General features: G+C 65.1%; 15 protein-coding genes. 6 read left to right on the forward strand and 9 right to left on the reverse strand.

What is annotated here, in order from left to right; genetic code table 11:
* The first annotated feature begins 1 nt into the window (after window position 1).
* The 3 genes from DN388_RS09875 (at window position 2) to nudC (ending at window position 3,609) form a co-directional block, all read left to right on the forward strand.
* Window positions 2–1,801, forward strand: coding sequence for a glycoside hydrolase family 15 protein (locus DN388_RS09875; protein ID WP_054915454.1), 1,800 nt, complete (start codon window positions 2–4; stop codon window positions 1,799–1,801).
* A gap of 134 nt (window positions 1,802–1,935) precedes the next feature.
* Window positions 1,936–2,748, forward strand: a complete 813-nt coding sequence (locus tag DN388_RS09880; RefSeq protein WP_054915453.1) for a crotonase/enoyl-CoA hydratase family protein — start codon at window positions 1,936–1,938, stop codon at window positions 2,746–2,748.
* Window positions 2,749–2,778: 30 nt separating this feature from the next.
* Complete coding sequence (nudC, locus tag DN388_RS09885; protein WP_058541138.1) at window positions 2,779–3,609, forward strand: NAD(+) diphosphatase; 831 nt, start codon at window positions 2,779–2,781, stop codon at window positions 3,607–3,609.
* Here nudC and DN388_RS09890 read toward each other — a convergent pair.
* The 5 genes from DN388_RS09890 to DN388_RS09910 form a co-directional block, all read right to left on the reverse strand.
* Window positions 3,577–4,356 (reverse strand): TSUP family transporter, encoded by a 780-nt coding sequence (locus tag DN388_RS09890; RefSeq protein WP_254999319.1) that lies wholly within the window; start codon window positions 4,354–4,356, stop codon window positions 3,577–3,579. The two genes, nudC and DN388_RS09890, sit on opposite strands and share 33 nt — an antisense overlap.
* Before the next feature lie 166 nt (window positions 4,357–4,522).
* Window positions 4,523–5,290 carry an SDR family oxidoreductase gene (locus DN388_RS09895; protein WP_043859923.1) on the reverse strand — a complete coding sequence of 256 codons (768 nt, stop codon included), beginning with the start codon at window positions 5,288–5,290 and terminating at the stop codon, window positions 4,523–4,525.
* Between the two features lie 28 nt (window positions 5,291–5,318).
* Window positions 5,319–6,386: a phosphotransferase family protein gene (locus DN388_RS09900; protein WP_043859922.1), complete on the reverse strand. Its 1,068-nt coding sequence runs from the start codon at window positions 6,384–6,386 to the stop codon at window positions 5,319–5,321.
* Between the two features lie 178 nt (window positions 6,387–6,564).
* Complete coding sequence (locus DN388_RS09905) at window positions 6,565–6,882, reverse strand: SCP2 sterol-binding domain-containing protein (protein WP_043859921.1); 318 nt, start codon at window positions 6,880–6,882, stop codon at window positions 6,565–6,567.
* 55 nt (window positions 6,883–6,937) lie between these two features.
* Complete coding sequence (locus DN388_RS09910) at window positions 6,938–7,648, reverse strand: histidine phosphatase family protein (protein ID WP_254999341.1); 711 nt, start codon at window positions 7,646–7,648, stop codon at window positions 6,938–6,940.
* A 197-nt stretch (window positions 7,649–7,845) separates the two neighbouring features.
* On the opposite strand from DN388_RS09910, the gene sohB reads away from it, so the two are divergent.
* Window positions 7,846–8,862, forward strand: a complete 1,017-nt coding sequence (sohB, locus tag DN388_RS09915) for a protease SohB (protein WP_054915449.1) — start codon at window positions 7,846–7,848, stop codon at window positions 8,860–8,862.
* A 69-nt stretch (window positions 8,863–8,931) separates the two neighbouring features.
* On the forward strand, window positions 8,932–13,854 hold the full coding sequence (locus DN388_RS09920; RefSeq protein WP_254999344.1) for an NEL-type E3 ubiquitin ligase domain-containing protein: 4,923 nt from the start codon (window positions 8,932–8,934) through the stop codon (window positions 13,852–13,854).
* Between the two features lie 53 nt (window positions 13,855–13,907).
* On the opposite strand, the gene DN388_RS09925 is transcribed toward DN388_RS09920, so the two are convergent.
* Together DN388_RS09925 and DN388_RS09930 are read right to left on the reverse strand one after the other, a co-directional pair.
* On the reverse strand, window positions 13,908–14,402 hold the full coding sequence (locus tag DN388_RS09925) for a DUF934 domain-containing protein (RefSeq protein ID WP_043859917.1): 495 nt from the start codon (window positions 14,400–14,402) through the stop codon (window positions 13,908–13,910).
* Window positions 14,386–16,044, reverse strand: a complete 1,659-nt coding sequence (locus DN388_RS09930; protein ID WP_043859916.1) for a nitrite/sulfite reductase — start codon at window positions 16,042–16,044, stop codon at window positions 14,386–14,388. The genes DN388_RS09925 and DN388_RS09930 overlap by 17 nt, the downstream gene beginning before the upstream one ends.
* A 228-nt stretch (window positions 16,045–16,272) precedes the next feature.
* Between DN388_RS09930 and DN388_RS09935 the strand changes: the two genes are divergently transcribed.
* Entirely contained in the window at window positions 16,273–17,355 is a 1,083-nt protein-coding gene (locus DN388_RS09935) for an ABC transporter substrate-binding protein (protein WP_058541135.1), read from the forward strand.
* Window positions 17,356–17,627: 272 nt separating this feature from the next.
* Here DN388_RS09935 and DN388_RS09940 read toward each other — a convergent pair whose 3' ends face one another.
* Window positions 17,628–17,840, reverse strand: coding sequence for a hypothetical protein (locus DN388_RS09940; RefSeq protein WP_054915446.1), 213 nt, complete (start codon window positions 17,838–17,840; stop codon window positions 17,628–17,630).
* Window positions 17,841–17,850: 10 nt separating this feature from the next.
* The coding region (locus DN388_RS09945) for a cbb3-type cytochrome c oxidase subunit I (protein ID WP_254999360.1) at window positions 17,851–18,238 on the reverse strand (388 nt) is incomplete at its 5' end.

Genomic DNA, 18,238 nt, shown 5'->3' on the forward strand with positions numbered 1-18,238 from the left:
CATGACGGGCGCCATCGAAGACTACGCACTACTGGGCAATTGCCGCAGCGCAGCACTGGTGGGCCGGGACGGCTCGCTGGACTGGCTGTGCTTTCCACGCTTCGACTCGCCGGCCTGCTTTGCCGCGCTGCTGGGCGACGAAGAAAACGGGCGCTGGCAGATCGCGCCGCGTGAAGCGCCGCTGGAGGTAACCCGCGAGTACCAGCAGGACACCCTGATCCTGCACACCACCTTCGTGACTGCCAGCGGCCGTGCGCGCCTGATCGACTGCATGCCGCTGGACGACGCGCACCACAGCGTGCTGCGCATCGTCGAGGGGCTGGAGGGCGAGGTGGCCTTCGACATGGACCTGGTGATGCGCTTCGACTATGGCAGCAGCGTGCCCTGGGTCGAGAAGCTCGACCCGCTGACCCTGACCGCCGTGGCCGGGCCGGACCGCCTGACCCTGCGCAGCACGGTGAGCACCCACGCGCGCGATCACCATACCGGCAGCCGCTTCAGCGTGAAGGCCGGGCAGCGCCACACCTTCAGCCTGAGCCACCAGCCATCGCACCTGCCGTTGCAGCCGGCCTTCGAGCCGGAGCAGGCGCTGCTGGACACCGCGCACAAGTGGCGCGAGTTTGCTGCGCGCTGCCCGCAGGTGGGCGAGCACACGGCGCGGGTCAAGCGCTCGCTGATCACCCTCAAGGCGCTGACCTATGCACCCACCGGCGGCATCGTGGCCGCGGCCACCACCTCGCTGCCGGAGCACCTGGGTGGCGAGCGCAATTGGGATTACCGCTACTGCTGGCTGCGCGATGCCACCATGACCTTGCTGGCGTTCATGAACCTGGGCTACTTCGAGGAGGCCCAGGCCTGGCGCGAATGGCTGCTGCGCTCGGTGGCGGGCAACCCCGAGCAGATGCAGATCATGTACGGCCTGGCCGGCGAGCGCCGGCTGCCGGAGTACGAGCTGCCCTGGCTGGCCGGCTATGCCGGTTCGCAGCCGGTGCGGGTGGGCAATGCCGCGGCGGTGCAGCACCAGCTGGACATCTATGGCGAGGTGGCCGATGCGCTGTGTCAGGCGATGCGTGGCGGCCTGCCGCGCTTGCCGCGCAGTGCGGCGATCGGGCGGGTGATCATGCCGTACCTGGAGACCATCTGGCGCCAGCCCGACGAGGGCATCTGGGAGGTGCGCGGGCCGCAGCAGCATTTCACCCACTCCAAGGTGATGGCCTGGGTGGCGTTCGATCGGGCGGCCAGCCTGAGCGAGCCGACCGAGGAGGGCAAGGCCCAGGCTGCGCACTACCGCGAGGTGGCCGCGCAGATCCATCGCCAGGTGTGCGAGCAGGGCGTCGATGCGCAGCTGGGCTGTTTTGTGCAGGCCTATGGCTCGCAGGAGATGGACGCGAGCCTGCTGCAGATTGCCCTGACCGGTTTTCTGCCAGCCGACGACCCGAGGTTTCTGGCAACCCTGGCGCAGATCGAGAAGCGCCTGCTGCATGACGGGCTGGTGCGCCGCTACGACAGCGACAGCGGCTGCGATGGGCTGGCGCCGGGGGAGGGTACGTTTCTGGTGTGCTCGTTCTGGCTGGCGGACGTGTACGTGCTGCTGGGGCGCCAGCAAGAGGCCCAGGCGTTGTTCGAGCGCCTGTGCGGGCTGTGCAACGATGTGGGGCTGCTGGCCGAGCAGTACGACCCGCAAGGTGGCCGCATGCTGGGCAATTTCCCGCAGGCCTTCAGCCATATCGGCATCATCAACACGGCGCTGAACCTGCACCGGGCGCAGTGTCCGGTGCGCGACAGGGCCCGCTGCGGGTGACTGCGGCGGCCGCTTCGCCGGCAAGGCCGGCTCCTGCAGTGCAGGAGCAACAGCCCAGCCTTTGGCACAAGCGCCGCCTACGGTCTGCGATATAGTCCAGCCACCCCATCCCGCGTCAGCCCAAGGAGTGCCACGTGACCGACTACACCGCGTTCAAGGTCGAACTGTCGAACAGCATCGCCCACGTCCAGATCAACCGCCCGGAAAAGATCAACGCCATGAATGCCGCGTTCTGGAGCGAGATCGTCGAGATCTTCCAGTGGATCGACGAGACCGACGCGGTGCGCGTGGTGGTGATCAGCGGCGCCGGCAAGCATTTTTCTTCCGGCATCGACCTGATGCTGCTGGCCTCGGTGGCCAACGAAATGGGCAAGGACGTAGGCCGCAACGCGCGCCTGCTGCGGCGCAAGATCCTGCAGATGCAGGCCTCGTTCAATGCCGTGGATACTTGCCGCAAGCCGGTGCTGGCAGCCATCCAGGGCTACTGCCTGGGCGGCGCGATCGACCTGATCGCCGCCTGCGACATGCGCTACGCGGCTGCCGATGCGCAGTTCTCGATCAAGGAAATCGACATGGGCATGGCCGCCGACGTCGGCACCCTGCAGCGCCTGCCACGCATCATCGGCGACGGCATGCTGCGCGAGCTGGCCTACACCGGGCGCACTGTCGGCGCCGACGAGGCGCGCCAGATCGGCCTGGTCAACCGCACCTTCGACGATCAGGCCAGCCTGCTGGACGGGGTTTTTGCGATTGCCGCCGAGATCGCGGGCAAATCCCCGATTGCCGTGGCCGGCACCAAGGAGATGCTCACCTACATGCGCGATCACCGCATCGACGACGGGCTGGAATACATTGCCACCTGGAACGCTGCCATGTTGCAATCCACCGACCTGCGGGTGGCGATGGCCGCCAGCATGAGCAAACAGAAACCGCAGTTCGACGACTGAGCCCGGTCGCGAACCCTCAAGGAACGCAACATGTCAGCGCGCTGGACCACTGCAGTACTGGACCCCAACACCCCCGGCGGCCTGGCCGTCGCCCACTGTGCCGAGGGCTTTCTGGTGGACGCCAACGGCGCGCTGTTCCCGCGGGACTGGCTCAGGCGCCAGGACCTGGACGTGGTGTGCGAGCACGGCATCGGCCACTTCGACGGCCAGCCGGTGTTTCTGCTCGAACTGCGCTCGGCACAGGCGCCGCAGGGGTGCAGCTGGCGCGGCCTGCGCCAGTTCATGCTGGAAGGCGATTCCGATACCTACACCCTCCTCGGTTACGCCGCGCAGATCGCCACCTGGGCCCGCGAGCACCGCTTTTGCGGCAGTTGCGGGCAGGCGATGGTGCAGATCCAGTGGGAGCGCGCGATGTACTGCGCCGGCTGCGAGCTGCGCAGCTACCCGCGCATTTCGCCGAGCATGATCGTGCTGATCACCCGTGGCGACGAGATACTGCTGGCGCGCTCGCCACGCTTCGTGACCGGCGTGTACAGCACCCTGGCCGGGTTTGCCGAGCCGGGCGAGTCGGCCGAGGACTGCCTGGTGCGCGAGGTGCGTGAAGAGGTGGCGCTGGAGGTGAAGAACCTCCAGTACGTGGGCAGCCAGTGCTGGCCGTTCCCGCATTCGATGATGCTGGGCTTTCATGCCGAATACGCCGGCGGCGAGATCGTGATGCAGGCCGACGAGATCGAGGATGCCCAGTGGTTCAGCGTGCATGCGCTGCCGCCGTTGCCGGCGGGCCGCTCGATTGCGCGTTACCTGATCGACCTTTATGTGGCGCGCCGCCTAGGCCTGGCCGAACCAGTGCTGCCACGCTAGGCGCACGGTCAGGGCCAGCACCACGGTGATGAACACCGGGCGGATGAACTTGCTGCCGCCGCTGATGGCGGTGCGTGCGCCGAAGAACGCGCCGACCATCAGCGACGAGCCCATGGTCAGGCCCACCGCCCAGTCTACCTGGCCGGAGAAGATGAACACCGACAGTGCTGCGGCGTTGCTCACGAAGTTCATGCTGCGCGCCACGCCACTGGCCTTGACCAGGTCGATGGGGTACAGCAGCAGGGTGCTGACGGTCCAGAACGCGCCGGTGCCCGGGCCGGCCACGCCGTCATAGAAACCCAGGGTCAGGCCCTGGGGCAGTTGCCACTTCTTCTTGATCGGCGCATCGGCGTCCAGCGGCGCCTTGGGCGTGCCGCCGAACAGCAGGTAAACGCCGCAGGCGAACACCACCACCGGGAGCATCTTGTTCAGCCATTCGGCCGGCAGGTAGTGGGCAACGATGGCGCCGATGAAGGCCCCTACCAGGGTACCGACCAGGGCATGTCGCCACTGTGCGGGGTGGAACAGCTTGCGCCGGTAGTAGGTGAAGCCGGCGGTGGCCGAGCCGAAGGTGGAACTGAGCTTGTTGGTGCCCAGCACCAGGTGCGGCGGCATGCCGGCGGTGAGCAGGGCGGGGGTGGTGAGCAGGCCGCCGCCGCCGGCGATGGCGTCGATGAACCCGGCCACGAAGGCCACGGCGGCAAGAATGGCTAGGGTGGTGAGATCTACGCTGAGTTCGAAGGGCATGGTGTTGGGCTTATTCGACTGGGGCGCAGAACGGTAAAGCTGCGCCTGAGGGGCGCTATGGTAAAGGAGATGGTGCGTGCCTGTCAGGGCCCTATCGCGGGTCAAGCCCGCTCCCACAGAAATAGCGGTGATCCTTGTGGGAGCGGGCTTGACCCGCTATGCGGTATCAGGACAGGAACCCCCCATCCACATTCAACGCCGTACCGGTGGTGTAGCTGGACGCATCGCTGGCCAGGTACAGCACCGCGCCCGCCATCTCCTTCGGATCGGCCACGCGCTTGAGCGGGATCTGCTGCAGCGCCGTGTTCAGGATCGCTTCGTTCTTGACCAGCGCCGAGGCGAACCTGGTGTCGGTCAGCCCCGGCAGCAGCGCATTGCAGCGGATGCCAAAGGGGGCGCATTCCTTGGCGAACACCTTGGTCATGTTGATCACCGCCGCCTTGGTCACCGAGTAGATCCCCTGGAACACCCCCGGCGATACGCCATTGATCGATGCCACGTTGATGATGCTGCCGCCGCCGTTTTCGCGCATCAGCTTGCCGGCCTCGACCGACATGAAGAAGTAGCCGCGGATGTTCACGTCGACGGTCTTCTGGAAGGCGCTCAGGTCGGTGTCCAGCACGTTGCAGAACTGCGGGTTGGTGGCGGCGTTGTTGACCAGGATGTCCAGGCGCCCGAACTGCTCGCGAATGCCGGCGAACACCGCGCCGATCTGTTCCATCTCGCCAATGTGGCAGGCCACCGCCGTGGCCTTGCCGCCGGCGGCGATGATCGCGTCGGCCACGTGCTGGCAGCCGTCGAGCTTGCGGCTGGACACGATCACGTGGGCACCCTGCTGGGCCAGCAGGTGGGCAATCGCCTCGCCGATGCCGCGGCTGGCGCCGGACACGAAGGCGATCTTGCCGTCGAGGTCGAACAACTGGGTCTTGGACATGGGGCGGGTTCCTTGTAGTTGTAGGGCGTCAGAGCGTGGATTTGCCGATGACCTGCAGGCTCATGTGCTCCAGCAGCTTGTTCATGTGCACGAACTGGGCGAAGCGCTTGTCCTGGGTCTGGCCATGGAAGAAGCGGTAGTAGATCTGCTGCACGATGCCGGCCAGGCGGAACAGGCCGTAGGTGTAGTAGAAGTCGAAGTTGTCGATCTGCAGCCCGGCACGTTCGGCGTAGTAGTCGACGAACTGGCGCCGGGTGAGCATGCCCGGTGCGTTGCTCGGCTGGCGACGCATCAGCTGCACGGGCGCAGGGTCGCCGGCTTCGATCCAGTAGGCCAGGGTATTGCCCAGGTCCATCAGCGGGTCGCCGAGGGTGGTCATTTCCCAGTCCAGCACGCCGATGATGCGCATGGGGTTGTCGGCGTCGAGGATCACGTTGTCGAAGCGGTAGTCGTTGTGCACGATGGCGGGGCGTGGGTGGTCGGCCGGCATCTTCTCGCGCAGCCAGGCGATCACCGTTTCCCAGCGCGGCGCATCCGGGGTCAGGGCCTTTTCATAACGTGCGCTCCAGCCTTCGATCTGGCGCTGCACATAGCCTTCGGGCTTGCCCAGGTCGGCCAGGCCGCAGGCGGTGTAGTCCACCTGGTGCAGCTCGACCAGGCGGTCGATGAAGCTCTTGCACAGGGCTTCGGTGCGCTGGCTGTCCAGGCCCAGTTCGGGGGGCAGGTCCGAGCGCAGGATGATGCCCTTGACCCGGTCCATCACGTAGAACTCGCCGCCGATCAGCGATTCGTCGGTGCAGTGCACGTAGGCCTTGGGGCAATAGGGGAAGCCGCTGTTGAGCTGGTTGAGGATGCGAAACTCGCGGCCCATGTCGTGGGCCGACTTGGCCTTTTGCCCGAACGGCGGGCGGCGCAGCACGAACTCGCGGTCCGGGTAGCTGAGCAGGTAGGTGAGGTTGGACGCGCCACCGGGGAACTGGCTGATCACCGGCGTGCCGCTCAGGCCTGGAATGCTGGCCTTGAGATAAGGGTCGATGAGGGCGGCATCGAGTTCTTCGCCGGGGCGAACCTGGGTCGACTGGTCGGTGAGCGTCATGCTTTTCCCTTATTCTGAAAGTCGCTGATTATTGTTTAATCTAATTCTCGTGGATAAACCGAACAAGTGTTTGACTGTGTTATAGGCCAGCGTGTTGCACCACGATCACCACCCCTGATGCCGGGCGAAAAAAAACCGAAGCACAAGGCTTCGGTTCTGGTCGGCATCAGCGCAAGGCTCAGGCCGGGAACAGCTCGCTGAGTTTCATCGACAGCATCATGTCGCCTTCGACGCGCAGCTTGCCGCCCATGAAGGCCTGCATGCCGTCGGTTTCGCCGCTGACGATGCCCTTGAGGGTTTCGCTGTCCAGCACCAGGGTGCAGTTGGCGTCAGGGTTTTCGCCTTCCTGCAGGTCGCAGGTGCCGTCCTTGACGATCAGCGAGAAGTGCTTGTCTTCGTCGGTGATGTTGAAGCCGAACACCAGGTCCAGGCCGGCAGCGGCGGCAGGGTTGAACTTCTCTTGCATGGCTTGAACGGCTTTAGCTACGTCGGTCATGGTGTATTCCTTATTAAGTGATGTAAGCGACCCTGGGGCCGCAACAGGCCGGTGCTCATCGGTAGGTGATGAGCGCCGGCACCCTCAGCAACTGCACGTGGGCCTGGTTGTTGAAGGAAGCCAGCGCCACCTCGCGGCCACGAAACTTCAGCTGGCTGAGCGAGGTGTTGACGATCTGCCAGTTCAGCGCGAACGCCTGGCTGGGGGTGATGCCGGTGATCAGGTGGAGCAGGGCGGTGATGGTGCCGCCGGAGGTGAAGATGGCAATGTTGTCGCCTTGCCCGGCCTCGCGCAGCAGGCGTTGCAGGCCGTCGTGCACCTGCTCGACGAAGCCCTGCCAGCTTTGCAGGCCGTCGACATCATGCTCGCCGCCGTGCCAGCGCTGCACCAGCAGGGCGAACAGGCGCTGGAACTCGCTGCGGTTGTCGCGGGCATTGCGCAGGATGTGCAGCGCCTCGGGCTCGTCCGGCAGCAGGCCGGGCAGCAGCGCGCGGATGACGGCGTCGGCGTCGAATTCGTTGAAGGCAGGGTCGGTTTCCAGGCTGGGTACCGCGCTGCCGGCAACCTGCAGGCGGGCCAGGGCCAGGCGTGCGGTGTGCTGCTGGCGGCGCAGGTCGCCGGCCACGCAGCGATCCAGGCGCAGGCCCAGCTGGGCGAGGTGATCGCCCAGTGCTTCGCTCTGGGCAATGCCGGTCGGCGACAACACGTCGTAGTCGTCGGCACCAAAGGAGGCCTGGCCATGTCGAATGAGGTAGATGCTGCCCACGTCGTATGCCTGGAGTGAAGGTTCTGGCGAGGGTAGGTGGCCGATGACGGCCTGTCAACGAAAAAACATACAAGCGTTTGAAAAGGTCGTTTGAACTGCGTTTCGGGGCGTTGCCCACGCTGGTGGAGGCGTGGCCGCGCCGGTATGCTTGGGCCACGTTTGGCGCCGTACGGGCGCAGACATGTTAAGGAGCTACTGTGGATTTTCTTGCTGAATACGCCAGCTTTCTGGCCAAGACCGCGACCCTGGTGATCGCGCTCCTGGTGGTGTTGTCGGCCATTGCCGGGTTGCGCGGCAAGGGCCGGCGCAAGGCCGGGGGGCAGTTGCACGTGACTCGCCTCAACGATTTCTACAAGGACCTGCGCGAGCGCCTGGAGTCGGGTCTGCTCGACAAGGCCCAGCTCAAGGCCCTGCGCAAGCAGCAGGCCAAGCGCGACAAGCAGCAGAAGAAAAAGCCCGAGGACAAGCCGCGGGTGTTCGTGCTGGATTTCGACGGCGACATCAAGGCCTCGGCCACCGAGAGCCTGCGCAATGAAATCACCGCGCTGCTGACCCTCGCCACGCCCAAGGACGAAGTGGTACTGCGCCTTGAAAGCGGTGGCGGCATGGTGCACAGCTATGGCCTGGCCTCCTCGCAGCTGGCGCGTATCCGCCAGGCCGGCGTGCCGCTGACGGTGTGCATCGACAAGGTGGCGGCCAGCGGCGGCTACATGATGGCCTGCATCGGTGACAGGATCGTCAGTGCGCCCTTCGCCATTCTGGGCTCCATCGGGGTGGTGGCGCAGTTGCCCAACGTCAACCGCCTGCTGAAAAAGCACGATGTCGACTTCGAGGTGTTCACGGCGGGTGAGTACAAGCGCACCGTGACCGTGTTTGGCGAAAACACCGAGAAGGGCCGCGAGAAGTTCCAGGAAGACCTGGACGTGACTCATCAGCTGTTCAAGGATTTCGTCTCGCGTTACCGCCCGCAGTTGCACATCGATGAGGTGGCCACCGGCGAGGTCTGGCTGGGTGTGGCGGCATTGAACAAGCAACTGGTAGACGAGCTGCGCACCAGTGACGAATACCTGAGCGAACGCGCTCGCGATTCGAACCTGTATCACCTGCATTTTGCCGAACGCAAGAGCCTGCAGGAGCGCGTTGGCCTGGCTGCCAGCGCCTCCATCGAGAACACCCTGGTGGGCTTGTGGAGCCGTCTGGGCCGCTGGCGCTGAGCAATATGTAGCACTTCACCTGCGTCATGATGGGGTCTGCTTGGGGTTCAATCTACCCCGAGGACCATCATGACCACTCCCACCGATTCCACCGACACCTATGTCACCCCGGGGCCGCATGGCCCCTTCATCCATCAGCGCATGCCTGACTGGCTCAAGCACTCCACCCCTGCAAGTTTCGCGGCCCTGAGCCGGCCCTGGGGCGCCGAACAGCACCAGGGCGCAGGGGATGCGCCGGCGCCCTGGTTCAGCAATGCCCGCGAGGACCAGCGCCAGGCACTGCTCGCCTGCCAGCAGCGCGCCCGCGCCTGCGCCGACGCGTTGGCGCGTACCCTGCGCCCCCTCAAAGGCATCGTCGAGTTCGCCGAGCCGCTGCTCAAGGCCAGGCTCAAGCGCGACTTGCAGCGCGACGACGACGTCAACACCCACGAATTCGTGCACGTTACCCACGACACCGAACTGCTGGGCGCGCTGGTGCGCGTGGTGCCCAGGCGCCAGAGCCTGCTGCAGGCGGCGCTGCAGAACTTTGCCCGGGATGCCGAATTCGACGCCGGTACGGCCCTGGCGGCCAAGGGCGCATTTTCCATGGCGCTGGTACCTGGCAGCGAGCACGCGCCGCGCTATCGCTACGTTTACAGCAGCAAGCTGGCGGTGGCCCCGCGCGACTTTGCCCGCGTGTGCCATGAGCTGGATCTGGGCAAGCAGTACCAGGACCACCTGGCTGCGGTGTACGAGGCGCCGGCCACCCATGATCGGGTTCGCCGGCAGTCCATCGAGGCCTACAAGGCGCGCCTGCGCGTGCGCACCTGGATTGCGGCGATGAAGGGCGAGATTGGCGAGGCTGCCCGCAGCGCCTTGCTCGGCTGGCTCGATGGCACCGGTGCCGCCCAGTACAACGGCAAGCCCCTGGTGTTCAGCACCCTGGAAATGTTCGGCATTGGCTTGTCCGGTATCTGGGTGGCCAGCGCCGACCGCCTGCTCAGCGAGCAGACCGAGCCTGTGCTGGTGTATGTGCCGGGCGCGCCCTTGTACCCGCTCAAGGAATACCCGAGCATCGAGGCGTTCAAGCGCGACCTGCGCATCAACCTGATTTCGCCCGCCTATCAGCAGGCCATGCGCGGTTGTGTGGCCCGGGCCGATGAAGAGCGCTTCTTCGGGCTGCTGGAAAGCAATCTGTTTCACCTGGTCGATGGCCAGCACGGGCTGCTGGAGCGCCAGCACAACCTGGAGGCGGACCTGTACCTGCGTGAACACCGGGTGGAAGAAGACCTGTTCGAGTTGCAGCATCGACGCCTGATCGAGAAGGCCAAGGCTGATGCGCGGCACCTGGCCGTGCCCAGTGCCGACGCGGACGAAGCGGCCCGCGAGGCGCGCCTGGCGTACTGGGAAAGCATCGGTCTGAACGTGCTCAACAGCGCCGCCTTCTTCGTACCCGGGCTGGGGGAGGTGATGGCGGTGGTGGCGGCCGGCCAGTTGATCGGGGAGGTGGTCGAGGGCATCGAGGACTGGGAGGTGGGTGATCGCGAGCTGGCCATGGCGCACCTGCAGTCGGTGGCACTGAACATTGCATTCGCCGTGGGCCTGGGGCTTGCCCTCAAGCCGTTGGCCGTCGGGCCGGGCAGCGAGTTGCTGGAAGGCACAGTCCAGATCAGGCTGGCCAACGGGCAGTACCGGCTGTGGAAGCCGCAGCTGGAGCCCTATGCTGCGGATGTCGATCTGTCGGGGGTCGTGCCGGACCTTCAGGGGCGCTACAGCGTGGGCGACAAGACCTACATCCGTGTGCAGGGCCGCGCCTACGAGGTGGTCGGCACCGAAGCGGGCCAGTACCAGGTCCGCCATCCTCGCGATGACGCCTACCAGCCGCCGGTGGTGCACAACGGCGCCGGGGCCTGGCGCCTCGAGGCCGAAGACCCGCAGCAGTGGGAAGGCCTGACGTTGTGGCGGCGCCTGGGCCATCTGGTGGACGGCATGGGTGACGAGGACCTGCTGAACATGGCCGCCATCACCGGCATCGACGAGGCACGCCTGCGCCGCCTGCACAGCAACAACGAGCCTTTGCCGGCGTTGCTCGGCGACAGCCTGGTGCGCTGGCAGATGAGCCGCAGGGTGGCGGATGTGATTGCGGCCATGCGCGACGGGCAACCACTGGCCACCGAGCTCGATGCCTTGCCCCTGGCCTTGCTCACACGCATGCCGGGTTGGCCGGCCGGCGTGCTGGTGCGGGTGATGGAGGACGGGCAGCTGGTCAAGGAGTACGGTACGCCGCTGAGCGCCGACAACCGGACCCTGTCGATCACGCGCCAGGAACTGGTCGACGGTCGCTTCCTGACAACGCTGCTGCAGGGCTTGACCGAACAGGAAGAGAAGGCCCTGTTCGGCCCCTACCTGGCCAGAACCGAGGCTGGTCGCCTGACGCAATTGCGTGAAGCCTATGCCCGTTACGCCAGTGTCAACCGCAGCCAGGTGTTCGACAGCCTCTACCGCGCCGACCCGGCGCAGGAGGTGGCGGGCATGGCGGTGGTACGCAAGCAATTTGCCGGGCTGGCGTGGCGGCAGGCCAGAGAGCTGGTCGAGAGTGCCAGCGTCAGCGAGCGAGCGCAGCTCACCGCCAACCCGCCGCGGGTGCCGTTGCGCCTGGCCGAACAGGCCCGCTGGCTGGCGGAGCAGGCGCGCGTGGTGCGTGCCCGTGAGGGCCTCTACCTGGGCTACACCGATCGCCTGGACTGCCTGAAGGTTGCCATGGACCAGTTGCAGGCCTTGCCGGGTTGGTCTGGCGATGTGCTGTTGCAGGTACGTGAGGGCAGCCCGTGGGGTGATGAGCTCAAGGCGGTCGGGAGCAGCACGGCCACCGGCACCAAGCGTATTCTCGCGCGGCTGGACGAGGGCTATCAGGCTTATGACAGCGAGCATAACGCGCTGGGCGGGGTGGAGCCGTTGTGCGCCGCCATGCTGCATGCGCTGCCCGACAGCGAGCGCGTGCTGCTGGGCCTGAACATCAACCAGGCCGACGCGTTGCGCCTGATGTTGGCCGAGAATGCCGCCAAGGATACGGCTGCGGTGCGTAGCAGCATCGGCGTGCGTCCGCGCACGCGCTGGTTCAAGCCGCCAATGCGCATGCTCGATGGCCAGATCGGTTATCCGCTCAGTGGCCGGCGCCCGTTCGGCAGGCCGCAGACGCCGATGCAGCGGGTCCGGGCGCTGTACCCCGACCTGGCGGTGGACGAGGTGCAGGCCTTTTTGCAGGAGCTAGGCGAGGGGCTCAGTGAGGAGGAGCTGCTGGTCAAGCTTGAGGGGCGTCGCCAGGAACTGTTCAAGCTGATCGATGAGCTGACCGCCTGGCGCAACGATCAGTCCGTGAGTTTCGCCACCCGTCGCCACCGGGAGGTGGCGGCCGATCGCATCGAGCGTTGCTGGCGGCGCCAGACCAGCCCGGTGGTAACCTTTGAAGGGCGAACTGTCGGCTACACCCTCAACCTGTCGGAGACGCGCCTTGACGGTCTGCCGATTCTGAGTGCCGATTTCAGCCATGTGGCGTCGCTGTTCATGCGCGACATGCAGTTGAGTGAGTTGCCCGAGGCCTTTATCGAGCAGTTTGCCAATACGCGCTGGCTCAACCTTTCCAACAACCTGTTCAGCACCCTGCCTGCCGCGCTGGAAGCCATACCGCGTATCACCCGGCTGACGTTCAGCTACAACAGCCTGGTCATGGATGCTGCTGCCAATGCGGTGCTGGCCAAACTGGTTCGCCTGAGAATCCTCAACCTGGACCACAACCCCTTGATAACCGCGCCCGATGTTTCGACCCTGGCCGACCTGCGCGGGCTCAGGCTGCAGCACACGGGCATCAGTACCTGGCCGACCGGCCTGATGGACCTTGACATGCTCGAAGAGGTCGACCTGCGCGCCAACAACATTCAGGTGGTGCCGCAGGACGTGCTGGCGCCCGCAGCCGAGCGTGTCGATCGGGTGTTGAGGATCAATCGGGTCACCAGCCTGCACGGCAACCCGATCGATGCCGACAGCCAGGTCAGGCTGACGGTCTATCGTCAGCGCACGCGTATCAGCTTTGGCGTGACGCCGAACCTGCGCGTCCATTTTGCGCCCGAGCCGATGGCTGCCGGTGCCACGGCCTGGCTTGCCGGTGCAGATGCGGTGCAGGCGGCCGAACTGCAGGCGATGTGGGATGCGCTCAAGGCCGAACCGGGCACCGGCGAACTGTTCCGGCTGTTCGATGACCTGGGGGAGACGTCCGATTTTCGCGAGACCTACGACGACCTCAAGCAGCGGGTGTGGGCGCTGATCAAGGCAGTGAGCGCCAACACGGCGCTGCGCGAGGAGGTACTGCAGACCCTGGACAGCGTGCGCAATTGTGGCGATGCGGTGATCCTGGTGTTCAGCCAGCTTGAGGTGCAGGTGCTGATCAACCACGCCCTGGCGCTGGGTAGCCAGCTGGGTGCCGAGTGGTCACTGATGAAGCTGGCGCGTGGGCTGTATCGTCTGGAGCAGGTCGAGCTGATTGCCCAACGGGTCATCGATGCACGTGTGCGTGCTGGCACGGTGGTGGACGAGGTCGAAGTGCGGCTGGCTTACCGTACCGCGCTGACCGAGCCGCTCGAGCTGCCGGGGCAGCCCAACACCATGCGCTACCGAGCCACTGCCCAGGTCAGCGATGCCGATATCAAGGCTGCGCAGAAGGAGATCGAAGAGGGCGAGACGCCGGCAGTGCTCAAGGCTTCGATTGCCCAGCGCGACTTCTGGGTCAGTTATCTGAAGGTGCAGTATGCCGAGCGCTACCAGCGCATCGCCAAGCCGCTGCATGCCCGCATGGAGGCCTTGCAGGCAGATGCCGATGCCGGGCACATCACCGAAGCGGCGTACCTGCGCCAGAGCCACGTACTGCAAGCCAACCTGGCCAAGGAGGAGAAAAAGTTGCTGGAGACGCTGACGGCAGAAATCTGGAACAGCGTGCCTGACCAGGTCACCCGGTTGTAAATTCGACGCCACAAAAAAAGGCCCCGCAAGGGGCCTTTTTCATGGGGCGGTGTTCAGCGTCGACGGAACAGCGGCTGCGGCTCGTCGGTGGCGGCCTGGTAGGTCACCGAGAAGTCCTGCAGGCTCTGCAGCGCTTCGACCGGGTCCTTGTCGGCCCGCAGGGCGAAGGCGTCGAAACCGCAACGCTTCATGTAGAACAGCTGGTCGCGCAGCACGTCGCCGATGGCACGCAGCTCGCCGGTGAACTTGTAGCGGTCACGCAGCAGGCGCGCATTGGAGTAGTTGCGCCCGTCGGTGAAGGCTGGGAAGTTCAACGCGATGACCTGGAAGCTGGCCACGTCATCGCCGATTTCCTCGGCTTCCTCGTCGGCATCCAGCCACACGCCCAGGCCGCCGTCGCGGGCCTTGAGGGCATGGGCGTGCTCGCGCCACAGGTGCAGCGGCACGATGTAGTCGTCGCAGTTGGTCAGTTCGTCCAGGGTGACGTCCTTGGGCAGCAGGTGCCAGGTTTCGTCGACGATCTGGTTGCCCTTAATGATTCGCTGCATAGACGCGCTCCTTGAAAGGGTCGATGCCAATACGTTGGTAGGTGTCGATGAAGCGCTCGTCTTCAGTACGTTTCTCGACGTACACATCGATCAGCTTCTCGATCACGTCCGGCATGTCGTCCTGGGCGAACGAGGGGCCGAGGATCTTGCCCAGGCTGGCGTCGCGGCTGGCGCTGCCACCCAGGGACACCTGGTAGAACTCCTCGCCCTTCTTGTCCACCCCGAGAATGCCGATATGGCCGACGTGGTGGTGGCCGCAGGCGTTCATGCAGCCGGAGATGTTCAGGTCCAGTTCGCCGATGTCGAACAGGTAGTCCAGGTCGTCGAAGCGGCGCTGGATGGATTCGGCGATCGGGATCGACTTGGCGTTGGCCAGCGAGCAGAAGTCGCCACCCGGGCAGCAGATGATGTCGGTCAGCAGGCCGATGTTCGGCGTGGCGAAGCCGTTTTCACGCAGCTCCAGCCACAGCGCGTGCAACTGGCGTTGCTCGACGTCGGCCAGGATGATGTTCTGCTCGTGGGAGGTGCGCAACTGACCGAAGCTGTAGCGTTCGGCAAGGTCGGCCACCGCGTCCAGCTGCTTGTCGGTCAGGTCGCCTGGCGCTACGCCGGTCGGCTTGAGCGACAGGGTAACGGCCACATAGCCCGGCTTCTTGTGCGCCAGGGTATTGCGCGTGCGCCAGCGGGCGAAGCCGGGGTGCTGCTGGTCGAGCTCGGCCAGCTGGCTGTCGAGGTTGTCCAGCGCCAGGTAGTCGGGGTCGACGAAGTGCTTGGCCACGCGATGCACTTCGGCATCGGTCAGGGTGGTGCTGCCGCCGCGCAGGTGCTCCATTTCGGCGTCGACCTTCTGGGCGAACACCTCCGGCGTGAGGGCCTTGACCAGGATCTTGATGCGCGCCTTGTACTTGTTGTCACGGCGACCGTAACGGTTGTACACGCGCAGGATCGCGTCCAGGTAGCTGAGCAGGTCCTGCCAGGGCAGAAATTCGTTGATGAAGGCGCCCACCACCGGGGTACGGCCCAGGCCGCCGCCGACCAGCACGCGAAAGCCCAGTTCGCCGGCCGCGTTGTGCACCGGCTCCAGGCCGATGTCGTGCACTTCGATGGCCGCACGGTCGCTGGCCGAGCCATTGATGGCGATTTTGAACTTGCGCGGCAGGTACGCGAACTCGGGGTGGAAGGTGGTCCACTGACGCACGATTTCACACCATGGGCGCGGGTCGATCACTTCGTCCGCGGCAACGCCGGCGAACTGGTCGGTGGTGACGTTGCGCAGGCAGTTGCCGCTGGTCTGGATCGCGTGCATCTGCACCGTGGCCAGCTCGGCGAGGATCTCGGGGATGTCCTCCAGGGCAGGCCAGTTGTACTGCACGTTCTGCCGGGTACTGATGTGCGCGTAGCCCTTGTCGTAGTCGCGAGCGATTTTGGCCAGCATCCGGGTCTGGCGCGACGTCAGCTGGCCGTAGGGCACGGCTACCCGCAACATCGGGGCAAAACGTTGAATATAGAGGCCATTTTGCAGGCGCAGGGGGCGGAACTCTTCTTCGCTCAGCTCACCGGCCAGGTAGCGTCGGGTCTGGTCTCGGAACTGCTTGACGCGGTCCTCGATGATCCGCTGATCGTACTCGTCGTATACGTACATAGGGGTCCTGTTCTCAGGCTGCTTGCAGCTAATCGCGCGCACGGCCGCGCACTCCGGGGCGGAGCCGAGGCAAGATAGCAGTTTGCGTTTATGCGCAAAAGTGATGTTTTTGCATATGAAAAGAACTATATGGACTAAGTGAGACTGGCTAGCGTTTGGCTGTCACCTGAGCGTTGCCCGTGCCGTCGCGGTTATACTCGGCGCTTTGCGTTGCAGGAGCGTACTCGAATGCTCAAGGCCTTGTGCCTGTCGGTGTGGCTGGGCCTGTCGTTGGTGAGTGGCGCCCAGGCGGCCTCGGTGGTGTTTCTCAATCCGGGCAATGCCGACGAGACCTTCTGGGTCAGTTACTCGCGTTTCATGCAAGGCGCCGCGCAGAACCTGGGCATGTCCCTGCGTGTCGAGTACAGCGGGCGTGATCGCCAGCGTGTGTTGCATCAGGCGCGACAGGCGCTCCAGGGGCCGCAGCGGCCGGACTACCTGGTGCTGGTCAACGAGCAGTACGTGGCGCCGGAGATCATCCGCCTGTCGCGCGGCAGCGGGGTCAGGCTGTTTCTGGTCAACAACGGCCTGACGGTCGACCAGGCGCGCCAGGTGCACGAGTATCCGGACCGTTATCCGCCGGTCCTCGGCACCCTGACCGGCAACGACGAGGAGGCCGGCTACCGCATGCTCAAGACGCTGGTCGAGCAGTTGCCGCCCGCTGCCCTAGAGCAGGGCGTGGACCTGCTGGCGTTCTCTGGGTTGAAGCACACCCCGGCAGCGCAGTTGCGTGAGCAGGGCATGCACCGGGCGTTGGCCGAGTTGCCCGGCGTGCACCTGCGCCAGCTGGTGTATGGGGAATGGAGTCGCCAGCGCGCCTATGAGCAGGCGCAGTTGCTGGGTGCGCGTTATCCGCGTACGCAGCTGGTGTGGTCGGCCAATGACGAGATGGCGTTTGGCGCGATGCAGGCATTCGAGGAGGCCGGGCGGGTGCCGGGCCGGGATGTGCTGTTCAGTGCGGTGAACAGTTCGCCGCAGGCCCTGCAGGCGCGAATCGAGGGTCGATTGAGCGTGTTGATGGGCGGGCACTTTTCTCTGGGCGGGTGGGCCATGGTGCTGCTGCACGATGATGCGCAGGGCGTGCCGATCGGTCAGTTGCTCGCCCGGCCACGGCCGGTGCCGGTGCTTCAGCTGATCGATGCGGTCAAGGCGCGGCGCTGGCTCACGCTTGAACAGCAGGGCGACTATGGGCTGGATTTCAAGGGGTTCAGCGCCGTTGGCAAGGCGCCAGGGTATCGATACCCGTTCCTGAAGGACGCGATGGACTACTAACCGACGAGCTGTACAAAAACCCTGCTTGAGCAAAGGGCATTGCTGGACTTAACTGCATCAGGTGCAGTGCATTCCCATAACCACAACAAGAGGCAATGCAATGGGAAATCCAAGCAAGGCAAGCAAACCGGACAGCAGTGTCGATGCGTGGGCGATACTCTGCCTGATTGTACTGGTGGTCGTGACGGCGGTTTACTGGGTCAGTCACCAATAGGCCAAGCCGCAAGAGCGAATCAACCCGCTCTTGCGGACATGCCGGTACAGCACCAACCTCAAGCCTTCAGCAAAGCCTCCGGTGCCTCGGCAGGCACCGGTCGCCCGATGGCCTGCTCGACCCGGCGCGCCACCACCGGGTCATCGGCAAAGGGTATGAGGCTTGCCTGGTCATCCACCTGGTCGCTATGGCGCCTCAGGCAGGCGCTGGTGATCAGGTAGAAGAACACCAGTCCGGTCACGCAATACAACCCATATGCCCAGCCGTTCATTCGCTGCCCCTTACGCCATCTGCGCGTTGTCCAGTGCCAGTTTCGGGTCTGCCACGCGTACCGTACGCCAGGTGTTCCAGGCCATCAGCAGCATCCCGCTCAGGAAGCACACGCCACCGACGAAGCGCACGATGAAGCCAGGGTGGCTGGCCACCAGTGCCTCCACGAACGAGTAGGTGAGGGTGCCGTCGTCGTTGATCGCGCGCCACATCAGGCCCTGGGTGATGCCGTTGACCCACATCGAGGCGATGTACAGCACGGTACCGATGGTGGCCAGCCAGAAGTGCAGGTTGATCAGCCCGATGCTGTACATCTTCTCGCGGCCGAACACCTTGGGAATCATGTGGTACAGCGCGCCGAAGGTGATCATCGCCACCCAGCCCAGCGCACCCGCATGC

The organism is Pseudomonas sp. S12(2018), assembly GCF_024355235.1.
GTDB classification, from domain to species: domain Bacteria; phylum Pseudomonadota; class Gammaproteobacteria; order Pseudomonadales; family Pseudomonadaceae; genus Aquipseudomonas; species Aquipseudomonas palmensis.

What these genes read in the sequence shown, in the direction of transcription:
- DN388_RS09890 (WP_254999319.1), bottom strand. Translation starts at nt 4,356, where the DNA reads ATGCCCTTCGAACTCAGCGTAGATCTCACCACCCTAGCCATTCTTGCC.
- DN388_RS09920 (WP_254999344.1), top strand. Translation starts at nt 8,932, where the DNA reads ATGACCACTCCCACCGATTCCACCGACACCTATGTCACCCCGGGGCCG.
- DN388_RS09905 (WP_043859921.1), bottom strand. Translation starts at nt 6,882, where the DNA reads ATGACCGACGTAGCTAAAGCCGTTCAAGCCATGCAAGAGAAGTTCAAC.
- DN388_RS09925 (WP_043859917.1), bottom strand. Translation starts at nt 14,402, where the DNA reads ATGCAGCGAATCATTAAGGGCAACCAGATCGTCGACGAAACCTGGCAC.
- DN388_RS09895 (WP_043859923.1), bottom strand. Translation starts at nt 5,290, where the DNA reads ATGTCCAAGACCCAGTTGTTCGACCTCGACGGCAAGATCGCCTTCGTG.
- DN388_RS09940 (WP_054915446.1), bottom strand. Translation starts at nt 17,840, where the DNA reads ATGAACGGCTGGGCATATGGGTTGTATTGCGTGACCGGACTGGTGTTC.
- nudC (WP_058541138.1), top strand. Translation starts at nt 2,779, where the DNA reads ATGTCAGCGCGCTGGACCACTGCAGTACTGGACCCCAACACCCCCGGC.
- DN388_RS09875 (WP_054915454.1), top strand. Translation starts at nt 2, where the DNA reads ATGACGGGCGCCATCGAAGACTACGCACTACTGGGCAATTGCCGCAGC.
- DN388_RS09900 (WP_043859922.1), bottom strand. Translation starts at nt 6,386, where the DNA reads ATGACGCTCACCGACCAGTCGACCCAGGTTCGCCCCGGCGAAGAACTC.
- DN388_RS09935 (WP_058541135.1), top strand. Translation starts at nt 16,273, where the DNA reads ATGCTCAAGGCCTTGTGCCTGTCGGTGTGGCTGGGCCTGTCGTTGGTG.
- DN388_RS09930 (WP_043859916.1), bottom strand. Translation starts at nt 16,044, where the DNA reads ATGTACGTATACGACGAGTACGATCAGCGGATCATCGAGGACCGCGTC.